Annotated in this window: 16 protein-coding genes; 10 read left to right on the forward strand and 6 right to left on the reverse strand. The window is 71.3% G+C overall.

The window, feature by feature from the left end; all coding sequences use genetic code 11:
• The first annotated feature begins 82 nt into the window (after window positions 1–82).
• From ccrA to ACIGXE_RS32185, 7 genes are all read left to right on the forward strand, one after another.
• Window positions 83–1,345 (forward strand): crotonyl-CoA carboxylase/reductase, encoded by a 1,263-nt coding sequence (gene ccrA / locus ACIGXE_RS32155; protein WP_399752984.1) that lies wholly within the window; start codon window positions 83–85, stop codon window positions 1,343–1,345.
• Between the two features lie 50 nt (window positions 1,346–1,395).
• Complete coding sequence (locus tag ACIGXE_RS32160; protein ID WP_399752986.1) at window positions 1,396–2,631, forward strand: glycosyltransferase; 1,236 nt, start codon at window positions 1,396–1,398, stop codon at window positions 2,629–2,631.
• Complete coding sequence (locus tag ACIGXE_RS32165) at window positions 2,628–3,371, forward strand: PIG-L deacetylase family protein (protein WP_399752988.1); 744 nt, start codon at window positions 2,628–2,630, stop codon at window positions 3,369–3,371. Before ACIGXE_RS32160 ends, ACIGXE_RS32165 begins: the two co-directional genes overlap by 4 nt.
• A gap of 52 nt (window positions 3,372–3,423) precedes the next feature.
• Window positions 3,424–4,674 (forward strand): nucleotide sugar dehydrogenase, encoded by a 1,251-nt coding sequence (locus ACIGXE_RS32170; RefSeq protein ID WP_399752990.1) that lies wholly within the window; start codon window positions 3,424–3,426, stop codon window positions 4,672–4,674.
• A gap of 186 nt (window positions 4,675–4,860) precedes the next feature.
• Window positions 4,861–5,148 carry a hypothetical protein gene (locus tag ACIGXE_RS32175; RefSeq protein ID WP_399752992.1) on the forward strand — a complete coding sequence of 96 codons (288 nt, stop codon included), beginning with the start codon at window positions 4,861–4,863 and terminating at the stop codon, window positions 5,146–5,148.
• Entirely contained in the window at window positions 5,148–5,309 is a 162-nt protein-coding gene (locus ACIGXE_RS32180; protein WP_399752995.1) for a hypothetical protein, read from the forward strand. Before ACIGXE_RS32175 ends, ACIGXE_RS32180 begins: the two co-directional genes overlap by 1 nt.
• A gap of 71 nt (window positions 5,310–5,380) precedes the next feature.
• Window positions 5,381–6,532 carry a sensor histidine kinase gene (locus ACIGXE_RS32185; protein WP_399752997.1) on the forward strand — a complete coding sequence of 384 codons (1,152 nt, stop codon included), beginning with the start codon at window positions 5,381–5,383 and terminating at the stop codon, window positions 6,530–6,532.
• Window positions 6,533–6,551: 19 nt separating this feature from the next.
• On the opposite strand, the gene ACIGXE_RS32190 is transcribed toward ACIGXE_RS32185, so the two are convergent.
• Entirely contained in the window at window positions 6,552–6,749 is a 198-nt protein-coding gene (locus tag ACIGXE_RS32190) for a hypothetical protein (RefSeq protein WP_399752998.1), read from the reverse strand.
• Window positions 6,750–6,996: 247 nt separating this feature from the next.
• On the opposite strand from ACIGXE_RS32190, the gene ACIGXE_RS32195 reads away from it, so the two are divergent.
• On the forward strand, window positions 6,997–8,142 hold the full coding sequence (locus tag ACIGXE_RS32195; protein WP_399753000.1) for a calcium-binding protein: 1,146 nt from the start codon (window positions 6,997–6,999) through the stop codon (window positions 8,140–8,142).
• A gap of 186 nt (window positions 8,143–8,328) precedes the next feature.
• Here ACIGXE_RS32195 and ACIGXE_RS32200 read toward each other — a convergent pair whose 3' ends face one another.
• The 3 genes from ACIGXE_RS32200 to ACIGXE_RS32210 all read right to left on the reverse strand — a co-directional run bounded on the left by ACIGXE_RS32200 (window position 8,329) and on the right by ACIGXE_RS32210 (window position 11,198).
• A complete protein-coding gene (locus tag ACIGXE_RS32200) occupies window positions 8,329–9,858 on the reverse strand; it encodes a helix-turn-helix domain-containing protein (RefSeq protein WP_399753002.1) in 1,530 nt (509 codons plus the stop codon).
• Between the two features lie 50 nt (window positions 9,859–9,908).
• Window positions 9,909–10,265 (reverse strand): VOC family protein, encoded by a 357-nt coding sequence (locus tag ACIGXE_RS32205; protein WP_399753004.1) that lies wholly within the window; start codon window positions 10,263–10,265, stop codon window positions 9,909–9,911.
• Window positions 10,266–10,598: 333 nt separating this feature from the next.
• Window positions 10,599–11,198 (reverse strand): sigma-70 family RNA polymerase sigma factor, encoded by a 600-nt coding sequence (locus ACIGXE_RS32210; RefSeq protein ID WP_399753006.1) that lies wholly within the window; start codon window positions 11,196–11,198, stop codon window positions 10,599–10,601.
• A gap of 66 nt (window positions 11,199–11,264) precedes the next feature.
• Here ACIGXE_RS32210 and ACIGXE_RS32215 point away from each other — a divergent pair, with 66 nt between their 5' ends.
• Window positions 11,265–12,107, forward strand: coding sequence for an alpha/beta fold hydrolase (locus ACIGXE_RS32215; RefSeq protein WP_399753008.1), 843 nt, complete (start codon window positions 11,265–11,267; stop codon window positions 12,105–12,107).
• Between the two features lie 163 nt (window positions 12,108–12,270).
• Here the strand turns inward: ACIGXE_RS32215 and ACIGXE_RS32220 are convergent, their stop codons facing one another.
• On the reverse strand, window positions 12,271–12,426 hold the full coding sequence (locus ACIGXE_RS32220; protein ID WP_399753010.1) for a hypothetical protein: 156 nt from the start codon (window positions 12,424–12,426) through the stop codon (window positions 12,271–12,273).
• Window positions 12,427–12,490: 64 nt separating this feature from the next.
• Window positions 12,491–12,775 (reverse strand): DUF6193 family natural product biosynthesis protein, encoded by a 285-nt coding sequence (locus ACIGXE_RS32225; RefSeq protein ID WP_399753012.1) that lies wholly within the window; start codon window positions 12,773–12,775, stop codon window positions 12,491–12,493.
• 398 nt (window positions 12,776–13,173) lie between these two features.
• Here ACIGXE_RS32225 and acnA point away from each other — a divergent pair, with 398 nt between their 5' ends.
• Window positions 13,174–15,888 (forward strand): aconitate hydratase AcnA, encoded by a 2,715-nt coding sequence (gene acnA / locus ACIGXE_RS32230; protein ID WP_399753014.1) that lies wholly within the window; start codon window positions 13,174–13,176, stop codon window positions 15,886–15,888.
• Window positions 15,889–16,501: the final 613 nt, after the last annotated feature.

Raw genomic sequence — 16,501 nt, forward strand, 5'->3', positions numbered from 1 at the left:
GCTCGGCGATTCACGAATTCGCCTGACGAAGGGGATCCGTTCCAATGCCGGCTCTCGGCAATCGACCTCGGAATACCTGGGAATGGTGGACGTGCCCAAGTCTCTTTATGAAATAGGCGAGTTTCCCCCGCTCGGTGAAGTCCCCGAGCGCATGTACGCCTCGGTGATCCGCCAGGACCGCTTCGGCGAGCCGAAGCAGGCCTTCCGGACCGAGGTCGTCGACACGCCGAAGCCCGGCCGCGGCCAGGTCCTGGTGTACGTCATGGCCGCCGGCATCAACTACAACAACGTGTGGGCCTCGCTCGGCAGCCCCATCGACGTCATCGCCATGCGGCAGAAGATGTTCGGCGCCACCGAGGACTTCCACATCGGCGGCACCGACGGCTCCGGCGTCGTCTGGGCCGTCGGCGAGGGCGTCAAGGACGTCAAGGTCGGCGACGAGGTCATCATGTCCGGCGCCAAGTGGGACGAGACCGCCGCCGACGTGCGGCTGGGCGCCGACCCGCTGTGGTCCACCTCGCTCAAGGCCTGGGGCTACGAGACCAACTACGGCTCGTTCGCGCAGTACGCCCTGGTCGACGAGTACCAGTGCCACCCCAAGCCCCGCACGCTGTCCTGGGAGCACGCCGGCAGCTTCATCGTCACCGCCGCCACCGCGTACCGGCAGCTCTGCGGCTGGGAGCCGCACACCGTGCGCCCCGGCGACCCGGTCCTGATCTGGGGCGGCGCCGGCGGTCTCGGCTCCATGGCCATCCAGATCGTCCGCTACCGCGGCGGCATCCCCATCGCCGTCGTCTCCGACGAGGAGCGCGGCCGCTTCTGCATGGAGCTCGGGGCCGAGGGCTTCATCAACCGCAAGGACTTCCAGCACTGGGGCAGGCTGCCCGACGTCACCGACACGGCGGCCACCGAGGCCTGGAGCGCCGAGGCCCGCCGCTTCGGCAAGAAGATCTGGGAGATCCTCGGCGAGCGCCGCGCTCCCCGGATCGTCCTGGAGCACTCCGGCCAGGACACCCTGCCCACCTCGATGTTCGTCTGCGACTACGGCGGCATGGTCGCCATCTGCGGCGGCACCAGCGGGTACAACGGCGACCTCGACCTGCGCTACCTGTGGATGCGCTCCAAGCGCCTGCAGGGCTCGCACGGCTCGGACACCGCGCAGAACCGCGAGGTCATCAGCCTGGTCGGCAGCGGCCGCATCGACCCCTGCGTCACGTACTGCGGCACCTTCGAGGACATCGGTCCCGCCCACCAGATGCTCTACGACAACGCTCACCCCGCGGGCAACATGACCGCCCTCGTGAACGCCCCGCAGCGCGGGCTCACGTCCTTCGCCCGGTCCTGACGCGTCCGGCGCCACCCCGCACACCGATTCCGCCGAAAGGTTCCACCGCCATGCGCGTTCTGTCCACCGTCACCGGCTCGCAGGGCCACGCCCGTGCCGTGCTGCCCCTCGTCCGGGCCCTGGCAGCGGCCGGCCACGAGGTCGTCGTGGCCCTCCCGCCGCACCTCGCCGAGGTGTACGCCGACTCCGGCGCCCGCGTCGAGCCCGTGCTGCCCGACTTCATCGCCGCCATGCAGGAGATGCGCCAGCTCCGCGACAACCTCGAGAACATGGCCCCCTCACTGCTCGGCCCGAACGGGGAGGTCGACGAGCGCGCCCAGCTCATCGGCTTCGCCGGCGGCCCGCAGGTCGCCAGCGCCTACCGCGCCGTGCTGCCACTGGCCGAGGAGTTCGGCCCCGACCTGGTCCTGCGCGACGGCGGCGAGCTCTCGGGCTGCCTGATCGCCGAGAAGCTCGGCATCCCGCACATCTCCGCCCCGTCCGGAGCCGGCAACCTCATCGACCCGGCCGGTCTCCTTCCGCTCCTCAACCAGCGCCGCGAGGAGCTCGGCCTGCCCGTCCAGGACGACAAGTGGTCCATCTACGCCCACGGCCGCATCGACTGCATGCCGGAGGGCTACGCCTTCAACGCCTTCGAGTCCCCGGAGCCGTTCCGCTACAGCCAGCCGATGCTCACCGACGGAGTCGGCGGTCTGCCGCCCGAGTTCGCCGAGCTGTCCGGCGACAAGCCGCTGATCCTGGCCTCCGTCGGCACCTCGCTGCCGGTCGTCATGGGCATGCAGCTCATGGGCATCGAGCTGCCCGACGGCATGATGGACCCGGCCGACACCCTGCGCGCCATCGTCGGCGGGCTGTCCGCCCTCGACTGCCACGGCATCGTCTCCAGCGGCGGCCTGCCCGTCGAGGACCTGAACCCCGGCCCCAACGTCCACGTCGTCGACTGGGTCCCGCAGCCGCTGCTCCTGCAGTGCGCCCAGGTCTTCCTCACCCACGCCGGCTACAACGGCATCCGCGAGGGCATCAAGGCCGGCGTCCCGATGGCCACCCTGCCGCAGTACGCCGACGAGCCGCACAACGCGGTCCGCATCGGCGAACTCGGCCTCGGCGCCCCCATCGAGGACGTCACCCCCGAGGGCATCGCCGCGGTCTGCGAGCGCCTCCTCACCGACGAGAAGATCATCGCCAACGTCCGTACCGCACACCGCAGGATGCTGGGCCTGCCCGGCGTCGACGCGGCGGTCGCCCACCTGGAGCGGCTGGCGGGACACGAGCGGGCCGAGGCGTGAGCACCGACCCCAGGGGCGGGCCGGCCGGGCCGGCCGTGTTCGGGCTGCGACCGGGCGACCGCGCCCTGGTCGTGGCCCCCCACCCGGACGACGAGACCATCGGCCCGGGCGGCACCGTCGCCCGCCTGGCGGCCGAGGGCGTCGAGGTCCACGTGCTGTGCGTGACGGTCCGCGCCGCCCGGATGTACGGCAGCGTCAGCGATCCGTCCACCCGCCTCTCGGAGTTCGAGAAGGCGTGCGCGGCGCTCGACGTCACCCGCGCGGCGATCGCCTGGGTCGACGAGACCGGCGAGCTCGACATCACCACCCGCATGCGGGCCCTCGTCGACCTCGTCGAGCGGCACGAGGAGGCGTCCCTGGCGGCCACCCGGCCGCGGCTGATGCTGATGCCCTCCGCCGGCGGTTTCCACCAGGACCACCAGGCCGTCCACCAGGCCGCGTTCGCGGCGGCCCGGGTCCAGGCCTCGGGCCTCAAGCCCACGCCGGAGCTGGTGCTCGGCTACCGGGGCGTCGAGGACCGCTGGTCCGCGCACAACGAGTCGTGGTGGGTGCACGTCGACACCACCCGGTTCTGGGGCGCCAAGGAGGAGGCCCTGCGGGCCTACGGCAGCCAGATGCGTGCCGAGGGCCCCCGCTCGATCGAGCAGATCCGGCTGGTGGACACCGTCGCCGGCTCCTCCCTCGACTTCGGCTGCGCGGAGTCCTTCGTCCCCTACCGGATGGCCTACAGGCAGTCATGACATCCCCGCCGGCCCCGCAAGGGCCCGCGTCCTCACAGCAAGGAGACAGCACATGAGCGGTCAGCGCGTGGGCATGGTCGGCATCGGGTACGCCGGACTCCCGCTCGCCGTGGAGCTGGCTCGCGTGGGCAACCACGTCACCGGCTTCGACATCGACGCACACCGGGTGGACCAGGTCAACGCCGGCCGTTCCCCGGTGGACACCGTCACCGACGAGGACATCCGCGCCCTCGACGGCCGGCTGGACGCCTCCACCGACGCGTCCGTCCTCGCCGGCTGCGAGGTGATCGTCGTCTGTGCGCCGACCCCGGTCCGCGGGGACCGCCCGGACCTCGGACCGCTGCTCGGCGCCATCGCCTCCGTCCGGGACAACCTGCGTCCCGGGCAGCTGGTGGTCGTCGAGTCCACCACCCACCCCGGCACCACCGACAGCCTCGTGCTGCCGGTGCTCGAGGAAACCGGGCTCAAGGCGGGCACCGACTTCAACCTCGCGTACTCGCCCGAGCGGATCGATCCGGGCAACACCCGGTACGGCATCACCACCACGCCCCGGATCGTCGGCGGCCTCACCGAGGCCTGCGCCGACCGTGCCGTGGCGCTGTACCGCCAGGTCACCCGGGTCCACCGGACCCGCGGCATGCGGGAGGCGGAGGCCGCCAAGATTCTGGAGAACACCTACCGCCAGGTCAACATCGCACTGGTCAACGAGTTCGCCCAGCTGTGCCACAGCATGGACATCGACGTCTGGGACACCATCGAGGCGGCCGCGACCAAGCCGTACGGATTCACCTCCTTCCGGCCCGGTCCCGGCGTCGGCGGCCACTGCATCCCGGCCGACCCGCTGTACCTGGTGCACCATGTCGCCACCATGGGGCTGCCGTTCCACATGGCCGAGACGGCGCACCGCGTCAACGAGGGCATGCCGCCGTGGGTCGCCGACCGGATCGTCAAGGAGCTGGAGTCGGCGGGCACGCCCGCCGACACCGCCACGGTGCTGCTCCTCGGCGTCACGTACAAGGCGGACACCGCCGACACCCGGCACACCCCCGCCGCGCCCATCGCCCAGGCGCTCCTGGAGCGCGGTGTCCGGGTCGTCTGCCACGACCCGTACGCCGACGGCCTCAGCTGGCCGGAGGGCCGTATCGAGTCCGTGCCGGACCTGGACGAGGCCCTCGGCGCGGCCGACATGACCGTGCTGCTCCAGCGCCATCAGGAGTACGACACGGCACACCTCGGCCGTACCGCCCGCCGGCTGTTCGACACCAGCGGCGCCGCCACCGACGTCGCCGGCGTCGTCCTCTGACCGGTGCGGGCCTCCCGGCCGCGGGTGCGGCCGGGCCGGAGAGGCCCGCACCTCCGCCGGGCGGCATCCCACCCCGGTGGAGGCGGGGCGGAGAGCGTTTCTCCGTCCTGATCTCCACCGTCGGGTGGGTTTGTCGTATCCAGGCCCTCCCTACGCTGAGGGCAGTCGTCAGAAAGGAGTTCCGACATGCAACTCGCCCTGGACCTCGACACGGTCATGACCGTCATGCTGGTCCGCTTCGCCCTGGTGGTCGCGGCCGTCTCGGTGCTGCTGATCATCGGGTTCGCCATCGTCGTCACCCTGAAGCGGAAGGGCCGCCTCGGTGACGTGCAGAAGCACGTCGGACCCGCCGCCCGGGCCCTGAGCCGGAGCCGCATGCTGAACACCGACCGGTACGGTCGCCGCCCCGGCCTGCGGCGCAGCGCACTGATCTCGGTCCTCGACTACATCGGACGGCAGGGAGACCGCAAGTGATGCCGCGACTGACCGCCCTCGCGTCGGGCGACCCCGAGAAGGACGAGATCCTCCACCACCTGATCCGGGACCACCTGTGGAAGGTCGGTATCGTGATCGTCGCCGCGGTGGTCGTCCTGACCGCCATGGTCGTCATCTACAAGAAGGTCGGCGTCAAGTAGCGGACGCCGACGCCTCCCTGGCGATGCGGCCCGACAGCGGGCCGCGCCCCACCCCTCCCGGAGCAGTGCGCATGACACCCCCGCACGACGGCGGCCACTTCATCGACCGACTCGCCCCCGGCTGGCTGGTCGTCCAGTTCCTCGGCACGGGCATGGTCGTGGTGGCCCTGGTCACCGCGAAGGAGGACAGCCTGTGGATCTGGGGGGTCTACGCCCTCGGCGTCATCGCGTGGCTCCTCTTCGTCGCCCTCCACTCCTGGCACCCGCGTACCGCCGCCACCATGCTCGCCCTCAGCGCCCTGCTGCCGGCCCTCGTGGTGGGCGCGGCGGACGACACCACCGCCGTCATCCTGCTGTGCGTCGCCCTCGGGCGCTTCACCTCGCTGACGGCCCCGTCCGGTCAGCTGATCGCCGGCGTGACCACGGTCTGCCTCCTCCTGACGTGGATCAGCTGCACCGTGGCGGACCGCCCGCTGAGCGACGTCCTCGGCTATCCGCTGCTGATCCTGGTCCTCACCCTCATCGGCCTCAACCGCCGCCAGTCGCAGCTCCGGGCCGAACAGGCGGAGCAGCTCCTCGACCAGTCGCGGTTGGTCCAGCGGGAACAGGCCCGCGCCGCCGCGCTCGCCGAACGCACCAGGATCGCCCGGGAGATGCACGACGTGCTCGCCCACTCCCTGGGTGCGCTGTCGGTCCAGCTGAAGGTGGCCACGGCCCTCATCGAGAAGGGCGACACGGAGGCGGCCCTCGCCCGGGTCCGCCGCGCCAACCGCCTGGCGGACGAGGGCCTCACGGAGGCCCGCAACGCGGTGGCGGCCCTGCGGGACGACGTCCCGTCCCTCCCCGAGGCCTTCGAACGTCTGGTGACGGACCACCGCCAGAACCACCCCGGTGAGGTCGCTCTGAGCATCACGGGGGAGCAGCGCCGGCTCGAACCGGCCGCCGCGGTCACCCTGTTGCAGGCCACCCGCGAGGCCCTGACGAACGCGGCGAAGCACGCGGCGGGGGAGCGGGTGGCGATCGTGGTGGACTTCGGCCCCGACGCCGTACACCTCAGGGTGGAGAACTCCACCACGTGCCCCGGGCCCCCGGACGCGGACCACGTGCCCGGCTACGGCCTCACGGGGATGCGGGAGCGGCTCGCCCTGGTCGAGGGCACGCTCACGGCGGCCAGGGAGGACGACGGCAGGCTCTGGGTGGTGCAGGCCCAGGTCCCCGCCTAGTGACGGCCCGACCGGACCGTCAGAACTGGATCTTCCCGATGAGCCCGGCCAGCGTCGAGGTCCCGCTCAGCAGCCACGGCCCGATGCTGGCGGTCTGTCCGAGGAACAGGCCCATCAGCACACACAGAACGGCGTGGCCGAGCTTGAGACCGCCGCCACGCCAGACGAAGAAGATGATGACTCCGAGTAACAGCAGAACCACGACGGAGACGGCCACGGGGAATCTCCTCCTGTCCGAGGTAGACACGATTGCCCCGAAACGCTACTGACGCGGCCCCGCACCCCACCTGGTCCCAGGGGTGGAGACCCGGGTGGAACCGCCAGGTGGAGCCCCGTCCGACCGCATATCGGAATCCGATCGGATGAAAACACCGGTACGGCCTTCGGCGAGCGTCCGCCGGCCGGCGTCTCACCAGCACAGTGAGCGCCAGGCAGCAGTCGCCCATCGAAGGAGAGGCACACCCATGCGCGCAGGACAGGACGGCCACGACCCGGGCCGACGACGGACCCGCGGCCGCCGGACGACGGCGGCCCTCGGCGCCCAGGCGCTGGCCGCGGCGGCCCTGGTGGGGCTGGGGGCGGGAGAGGCGGGGGCCCAGCCGGTGACCTGCTTCGGGGCGGTGGCCACGGTCACCGGCACGCAGGGGACGCCGGGCGACGACGTCATCGTCGGGACCGCCGGCACCGACCGCATCGACGGCGGGGGCGGCCGCGACAAGATCTGCGGCCTGGGCGGCGACGACGTCCTGACCGGTGGCGACGGCGACGACAGCGTGGCGGGAGGCGAGGGCGACGACCGGGTCGACGGCGGGCTCGGGGACGACCTGCTGGTGGGCGACGCCTCGGCGGTCGGCGACGCCACGGGTGCCGTCGGACGCGACCACGTCGACGGCGGTGCGGGTGCCGACACCGTCATCGGCGACAACGCGGCCGGCGGAGAGGCCTCGGGGGGCGCACCCGACACGCTGAACGGCGGCGACGACGAGGACGCCATCACCGGCGACAGCTCCGGCGAGAGCGCGAGCGGCGGCGCGAGCGACATCATCACGGGAGGCGACGGCTCGGACTTCGTCGTCGGGGACTCGTACGCCGTCGTCCTCGCCCGGGGCGCCGGCGACGATGTGATCCTGGAGGGCCCCGGCGACTTCGGGTTCGTCGTGGGCGACAGCCGTGCCGACGACGGCGACGCCGGCGGCGCGGGCGGCGACGACGTCATCGACCTCGGCCCCGACGGAGGCTTCGGCGCCGTGGGCGATCACGTGGCGCACTTCGGCCGGACCACCGGCGCGGGCCGGGACCGGCTGACGGGCGGCTCCGGCGACGAGATCGTGCTCGTCGGCGACAGCGTCGCGAGCGTGGCCACCGGGACCACGGCCGCCGACGACGTGGTCAACGGCAGGGGCGGCGCCGACCGGATCTTCGGCGACAACGTCGACGGCCAACTGGAGGCCACCCTCGGCACGGCGGGCGGCACCGACACCCTCGCCGGCGGCGACGGCCCCGACCACCTCCGCGGCGGCCCCGGCCCGGACCGCCTCAACGGCGGCGCCGGCACCGACGACTGCGACGGCGAGACGGGCGCGGACCTGGAGACGTCCTGCGAGGTCTGAGCCCGGGACGGCCTCCGGAGCAGAGCGAAGGCCCCGCACCCGACAAGCGGGTGACGGGGCCTCGGACGGCCTTGCGGCGCGGCGACCACCTCCGGGACGACCGTCCGCGAGACGGCCTCTGGAGGGGATCACCCCTAGGGAATCCCCCGTGGAGGCTCTTCAGGGGAAGTCCCTCAGGAATGCTCCCTAGATGTCCCGGAAGATCTCGATCTGTGCCCCCACCGAGTTCAGCCGCTCCGCCAGGTCCTCGTAACCCCGGTTGATGACGTAGACGTTCCGCAGCACCGACGTGCCCTCCGCCGCCATCATCGCCAGCAGGACGACCACCGCCGGGCGCAGGGCCGGGGGGCAGATCATTTCGGCGGCGCGCCAGCGGGTGGGGCCCTCGACCAGGACGCGGTGGGGGTCGAGGAGCTGGAGACGGCCGCCGAGGCGGTTGAGGTCGGTGAGGTAGATGGCGCGGTTGTCGTAGACCCAGTCGTGGATCAGGGTCTTGCCCTGGGCCGTGGCCGCGATCGCCGCGAAGAAGGGGACGTTGTCGATGTTGAGGCCCGGGAAGGGCATCGGGTGGATCTTGTCGATCGGCGCCTCCAGTTTGGAGGGGCGGACCGTCAGGTCGACCAGGCGGGTGCGCCCGTTGTCGGCGGGGTACTCGGCCGAGCGGTCGTGGTCGAGGCCCATCTCCTCCAGCACGGCGAGCTCGATCTCCATGAACTCGATCGGGACCCGGCGGATCGTCAGCTCCGACTCGGTGACGACGGCCGCCGCCAGCAGGCTCATCGCCTCGACCGGGTCCTCGGAGGGGGAGTAGTCGACGTCGACGTCGATCCGGGGGATGCCGTGCACGGTGAGGGTGGTGGTGCCGATGCCCTCGACCCGTACGCCCAGCGCCTCCAGGAAGAAGCACAGGTCCTGGACCATGTAGTTGGAGGAGGCGTTGCGGATGACGGTGACGCCGTCGTGGCGGGCGGCCGCGAGGAGGGCGTTCTCGGTGACGGTGTCGCCGCGCTCGGTCAGGACGATCGGGCGGTCGGGGACGACCGAGTGCTCGACCTGGGCGTGGTAGAGGCCCTCGGTGGCGGTGACGTCGAGACCGAAGCGGCGCAGCGCGATCATGTGCGGCTCGATCGTGCGCGTACCGAGGTCGCAGCCGCCGGCGTACGGCAGCTTGAAGCGGTCCAGGCGGTGCAGCAGCGGGCCGAGGAACATGATGATGGAGCGCGTGCGGATGGCGGCCTCGGCGTCGATGGACTCCATGTCCAGCTCGGCCGGCGGCACGATCTCCAGGTCGACGCCCTCGTTGATCCAGCGGGTGCGCACGCCGATCGAGTTGAGGACCTCCAGGAGGCGGAAGACCTCCTCGATCCGGGCGACCCGGCGCAGCACCGTGCGGCCGGAGTTGAGCAGCGAGGCGCACAGCAGCGCGACGCAGGCGTTCTTGCTCGTCTTGACGTCGATGGCGCCGGAGAGCCGGCGGCGGCCGACGACCCGCAGATGCATCGGGCCGGCGTAACCGAGAGAGACGATCTCGCTGTCGAGGGCTTCGCCGATGCGGGCGATCATCTCAAGGCTGATGTTCTGGTTGCCGCGCTCGATCCGGTTGACGGCGCTCTGGCTCGTGCCGAGTGCCTCGGCCAGCTGCGTCTGGGTCCAGCCGCGGTGCTGGCGGGCGTCACGGATGAGCTTGCCGATGCGTACGAGGTAGTCGTCTGCCATGGCGTCACGTTATCTCAGATATGAGATGACACTCGCGCTGGGGTAGGCCATCAGGGTGACAGGCTGTGGGCAACCGGGTGATGCGGTTGGTAGAGCGGCAGTTCGGTCCCGCTCGGCAGTCGTACGGCGCAGACCCGGCCCCACCCCTCGTCGGTGACGGGCCGTGGGGCGACGGCCCCGCGGTCCTCCAGCGCGGCCAGCGTCGCGGCGATGTCGTCGCACATCAGATAGACCTCGCTCTTGGGCTCCCCGTCCGTGGGGTGCACCGCGATCTCGGCCGGCGGGAGCTTGAAGATGAGCCACCCGCGCCCCGCGTCGACGTGGTCGAAGCCGAGAACGTCCTTGACGAAGGCGCGGTCCGCCTCCGCGTCCCGGCTGTAGAGGATCACATGCGCGCCGCTGAACATGCCTCAATCGTCCGTGTCCATGCGCTTTACGGCAATTGCGCCGCCATCGTATGGGTCAAGGGGCGCCGCCGTACGGGTCAGGGGTCCCGCCGTACGGGTCAGCCGCAGGCGTACGGGTCAGGGGCGTCGCCGTACGGGGCAGGAGCCGCTCCCGTACGGGGCAACCGTCGTCGTACGGGGCAGGAGCCGCTCCCGTACGGGGCAACCGTCGTCGTCCGGGTCAGGCGCCCCCGTATAGGTCAGGCACCCCTGTCCGGGTGGCCGTCGTCGTACGGGTCAGCCGCCCCCGTCCGGCGCAGCCGTCGCCGTACTGGGCAGCCGCCCCCGTGCAGGTCAGGCGTCGGCGCCCCGCAGGCGTACGCGCTGGATCTGGCACGCGAGCGCGCGCCGCGCCGACGCCGAGCCGGCCGGGCCGTCGTCCTTCTGGTCGGGGGCTCCCACGTCGAGGCCGCGGGCGATTCCGTCGTACACCGCCCGGTATGCCGGAAACGCCGGCTCCGTCGCGTGGTCCCGCAGGTCCTCCTCGACCAGCCGTCGCAGCGCGTCCACGTTCTGCTCGGTGAACCGCTTCCGGCCGCGGGTCAGGACGTGCACCAGGCGCGAGCAGCGGGCGTTGCCGTCCAGGGCCTCCGAGATCTCCTCGGCCAGGCCCCACAGGCGTCCTTCGAGCCAGGGGGTGTCGTGCTGGTCCAGCGAGACGTCCACCGGTTCCTCGGGCCGGGGCTTCGCGACCTGCTTGGAGACGGCCGGCTGGCTCATGCCGGCCAGGCGCGCGAGCCGGTCCTGGGTCCAGCCGAGGCCGGCGAACACCTGGATCATCTCGGCGCGCAGGCGGCGCATCTCCTCGCCCGCGCGGATGACCTCGTTCATCCCCGCGAACATCCGTCCGACCTGTTCCTCGGTCATGCCCGCGTCGGTTCCGTTCGCTGTCACAACTCAGTTATACCCCGCCCGGCCCGGGGCTCGACAGATCTCATAACCGGGTTGTACAACATGGTTATGGAACTGCGCGACACCTTCACCGCACCCGACGGCACCCGGCTCGCCCACCGCCTCACCGGCTCGGGCGCGCCCCTGCTCTGCGTCCCCGGCGGCCCCGCCGACTCCGCCTACCTCGGCGACCTCGGCGGACTCTCCGCCCACCGCACCCTCGTCGTCCCCGACCTGCGCGGCACCGGCGCCTCCGGGCGGCCCGCCGACCCCGTCACGTACCGCTGCGACCGGCTCGTCGACGACGTCGAGGCGCTGCGCGCGCACCTCGGTCTCGACCGGGTCGATCTGCTCGGCCACTCGGCCGGGGCGAACATCGCCCTCCAGTACGCCGCCCGCCACCCGCACCGGGTGGCCCGGCTCGTCCTCGTCACCCCCGGTCTGCGCGCGGTCGGTGTGGACGTCCCGGCCGATGCCCGGCTCGCCCTCGCCCGCCGGCGTGCGCACGAACCCTGGTTCCCGGCCGCCTTCGCGGCCCTGCGGGCGATCAACGACGGCACCGGCTCCGACTGGGAGGCCGTCGCGCCCTTCCGGTACGGCCGCTGGGACGAGGCCGCCCACCGCCACCACGCCGCCGGCCGGCCGGAGAACCCCGAGGCCGTCGCGGGATTCGGAGCCGAGGGCGCCTTCACCCCGGCCGCCACCCGCGCCGCGCTCGCCCGCCTCGACTCACCCGTCCTGCTGCTCGCCGGGGAGCTCGACCTCAACAGTCCGCCGAGCGCGGTGGCCGAGCTCGTGGCCCTCCTGGCCGACGCCGCCGTCCGCGTTCAGCCCGGCGCCGGGCACTACCCGTGGCTCGACGACCCCGGCGCCTTCGAGGCGGCGCTCCTCACCTTCCTGGCGGCGGCCTGACCGCGGGGAGCTGGAGGCGTTCGGGGCCCGGGCCGCCGGGGCCAGGATCTGCCGCCATGTACACAGGTGGGGACCACATGCGGGACGCGACCGCGCGGGACACCGCCGCCGTCACCTTCGTCCACGAGCCGACCGAGGCCGACTACCGCGCCGCGGTGTGGCGTTACTCCTTCGGGACGCGGTCCGGACTGACCGGCGTGCTCGTGCCCGTCGTCGTGGGCGTCCTGCTGGCGGCGTTCTTCGCGTGGCGCAGGGGGTTCTCGCCCGCGACGGCGGGCGGGACGGGTCTCGCCGCCCTGATCGCCATGGCCGTCGTCATCCCGTGGGTCCTGAGGCGCGTCGCGCGCGCCGACGGGTACGGCGGCTGCGGCTGTGCGGCTGGTTCAGTCGCTCTCCGGCGGGGGCCACGGCCCTTCGAAGGCCGGCCCGCAGTCGTCGGGCAGGTGGCTCACCACCAACGCGGCCGCCTCCTGCGGTGTGAGCGACTCACCCAGGACACGCTCCGACGCGTGCAGCGGCGCGTAGACGATGCACGCCTGCGCGTCGCCGACGATGGACGGAAGGTCGTTGCTCCACGGGAACTGCGTGTTCCGGTGAAAGGTGAGCGCACCATGGCTCGGGAACGGGAACAGGGCCCGCAACCGAGGTTCGGCGTAGGCGGCCTCCATGACTGCAGGCTCGCCCCTTCGGGCCCGGGAAGGCCCTCCAGCATCCCCCGCCAGGTCTTCTCGACCACCGTCTCGTCAGTCATCCCGCGATCATGACGTCCGGGCTCGACCCTCACAACCCACCCCGTCCGGAGGGTCGGACCTCGAAGAGACGGACCCGCGCCGGTCACGCTTCGCCGAGACCCGCCACACTTCGCCGCACCGGATCGGACGCATGCCGGGCATGACCGACCGCCGGTGATGTACTAGAGTTATCTCGACATCGAGATATCTGCCGAGGCGCACCGCAGCCGCCACCACGGTAAGGGTTACCTAACTTAGCCTTACCTTAGCGGATCGACGACGTGTACGTGGCGGCAGGATGTGGTGGAACGCGCACATATATGAAGGAGACCGTCGTGTCGGCGAACAGCTTCGACGCCCGCAGCACGCTGCGCGTGGGCGACGAGTCCTACGAGATCTTCCGCCTGGACAAGGTGGAGGGCTCGGCCCGGCTTCCCTACAGCCTTAAGGTTCTCCTCGAGAACCTGCTCCGCACCGAGGACGGCGCGAACATCACCGCCGACCACATCCGGGCCCTCGGCAGCTGGGACTCGCAGGCCCAGCCGAGCCAGGAGATCCAGTTCACGCCGGCCCGCGTGATCATGCAGGACTTCACCGGTGTCCCCTGTGTCGTGGACCTCGCCACCATGCGTGAGGCCGTCGCGGCGCTCGGCGGCGACCCGGCGAAGATCAACCCGCTGTCCCCGGCCGAGATGGTCATCGACCACTCCGTCATCGCCGACAAGTTCGGCACCAACGACGCGTTCGCGCAGAACGTCGAGCTCGAGTACGGCCGCAACAAGGAGCGCTACCAGTTCCTGCGCTGGGGCCAGACCGCCTTCGACGACTTCAAGGTCGTCCCGCCCGGCACCGGCATCGTCCACCAGGTGAACATCGAGCACCTGGCCCGCACCGTCATGGTCCGCAACGGCCAGGCCTACCCCGACACCCTCGTCGGCACCGACTCGCACACCACCATGGTCAACGGCCTCGGCGTCCTCGGCTGGGGCGTCGGCGGCATCGAGGCCGAGGCCGCCATGCTCGGCCAGCCGGTCTCCATGCTGATCCCGCGCGTGGTCGGCTTCAAGCTGACCGGCGAGCTGCCCGCCGGCACCACCGCCACCGACCTGGTCCTCACGATCACCGAGATGCTGCGCAAGCACGGCGTCGTCGGCAAGTTCGTCGAGTTCTACGGTGAGGGCGTCGCCGCCACCTCGCTCGCCAACCGCGCCACCATCGGCAACATGTCGCCGGAGTTCGGCTCCACCGCCGCCGTCTTCCCGATCGACGGCGAGACGCTGAACTACCTCAAGCTCACCGGCCGCTCCGAGCAGCAGGTCGCGCTCGTCGAGGCGTACGCCAAGGAGCAGGGCCTCTGGCTCGACCCGGCCGCCGAGCCCGACTTCTCCGAGAAGCTGGAGCTCGACCTCTCCACGGTCGTCCCGTCGATCGCCGGCCCGAAGCGCCCGCAGGACCGCATCGTCCTCGCCAACGCCGCCGAGCAGTTCGCCCAGGACGTCCGCAACTACGTCGACAGCGTCGACGAGGCGGGCCAGGAGTCCTTCCCGGCCTCCGACGCCCCGGCCGTCAGCAGCACGGTCCCGTCGAACCCGGTCCAGGTCACCGCCCCCGACGGCACGACCTACACCCTCGACCACGGTGCGGTGACGGTCGCGGCCATCACCTCCTGCACCAACACCTCGAACCCGTACGTCATGGTCGCCGCCGCGCTCGTCGCGAAGAAGGCCGTGGAGAAGGGCCTGACCCGCAAGCCGTGGGTCAAGACCACCCTCGCCCCGGGCTCGAAGGTCGTCACCGACTACTTCGACAAGGCGGGCCTCACCCCGTACCTCGACAAGGTCGGCTTCAACCTCGTCGGCTACGGCTGCACCACCTGCATCGGCAACTCCGGCCCGCTGCCGGAGGAGGTCTCCAAGGCCGTCAACGAGCACGACCTCGCGGTCACCTCGGTCCTCTCCGGCAACCGGAACTTCGAGGGCCGCATCAACCCCGACGTCAAGATGAACTACCTGGCCTCCCCGCCGCTGGTCGTCGCGTACGCCCTCGCCGGCTCCATGAAGGTGGACATCACCAAGGACGCCCTGGGCGTCGACCAGGACGGCAAGCCGGTCTACCTGGCCGACATCTGGCCGTCGGAGGCCGAGGTCAACGACGTCGTGGCCAGCGCCATCGGCGAGGACATGTTCTCCAAGTCCTACCAGGACGTGTTCGCGGGCGACGCCCAGTGGCAGGCGCTCTCGATCCCGACCGGCAACACCTTCGAGTGGGACCCCGAGTCCACCTACGTCCGCAAGCCCCCGTACTTCGAGGGCATGACGATGGAGACCACCCCGGTCACCGACATCACCGGCGCCCGCGTGCTGGCGAAGCTCGGCGACTCGGTCACCACCGACCACATCTCCCCGGCCGGTGCCATCAAGGCCGACACCCCGGCCGGCAAGTACCTCACCGAGCACGGTGTGGAGCGTCGTGACTTCAACTCCTACGGCTCGCGCCGTGGCAACCACGAGGTCATGATCCGCGGCACCTTCGCCAACATCCGCCTGCGCAACCAGATCGCGCCGGGCACCGAGGGCGGCTTCACGCGTGACTTCACGCAGGAGGGCGGCCCGGTCTCCTTCATCTACGACGCCTCGCAGAACTACCAGGCCGCCGGCACCCCGCTGGTCATCCTGGGCGGCAAGGAGTACGGCTCCGGTTCGTCCCGTGACTGGGCGGCCAAGGGCACCGCGCTCCTCGGCGTCAAGGCCGTCATCACCGAGTCGTACGAGCGCATCCACCGCTCGAACCTCATCGGCATGGGCGTCCTCCCGCTCCAGTTCCCGGCCGGCCAGTCGGCCGACTCGCTCGGCCTGACCGGCGAGGAGACCTTCTCCATCACCGGCATCACCGAGCTGAACGAGGGCACGACCCCGAGCACGGTCAAGGTCACCACCGACACCGGTGTCGAGTTCGACGCGGTCGTCCGCATCGACACCCCCGGTGAGGCGGACTACTACCGCAACGGCGGCATCATGCAGTACGTGCTTCGCCAGCTTGTCAGTTCCTGACCTGACGTGAACGAGCGCCCTGCCCCTGCGTCTCGCGCGCGGGGGCAGGGCGCTCGCGCGCCACGGGGCGAATGAGCTGCGCATCCCATGACGACGAAGAACCCCGCACCTGGTACCAGGTGCGGGGTTCTTCGTCCTTGCGAACAGTCCCGACATCGCCCCATCACGTTCAGTGGCGTCGCAGCGGGGCTCGGGCAGCCGTAGAAGCAGGGGGTTTCCGGCCAACAAGCAGGCAAAGGCCACCCCAAGGCGCACGGCCGCTCCCGCGGCGTCCGCACGGAAGCGGAATGTCCGAGTGCCGGGGCGCTCCACCGGTCGACCGGGGCAGTCCTGCGGAAACATCTCGGGAGCGGGCCGTTCGACGGTGGTGCCGGAGCGAAAAGCAAGGAGGGAATGTCCGATTCATGGCAGGGGCGGGATCACGTCACCGTGCGCCCGGTGTCGCGCGGGCCCCTTGACGGCCTTATGCGGCTGCGCTTCTATGTGGCCCGCTTAATGATCTGTTCACAAACACGGGGGATATTTTGAAGACGCCGGTGATTCCGCAAGAATTCATCCACCTGACTCCTCATGCCGCGAGTCGCGCCGACACCTGAGGGCTTTCGTCCTCCAC

This window comes from Streptomyces sp. NPDC053431 (genome assembly GCF_044544925.1).
GTDB lineage: Bacteria > Actinomycetota > Actinomycetes > Streptomycetales > Streptomycetaceae > Streptomyces.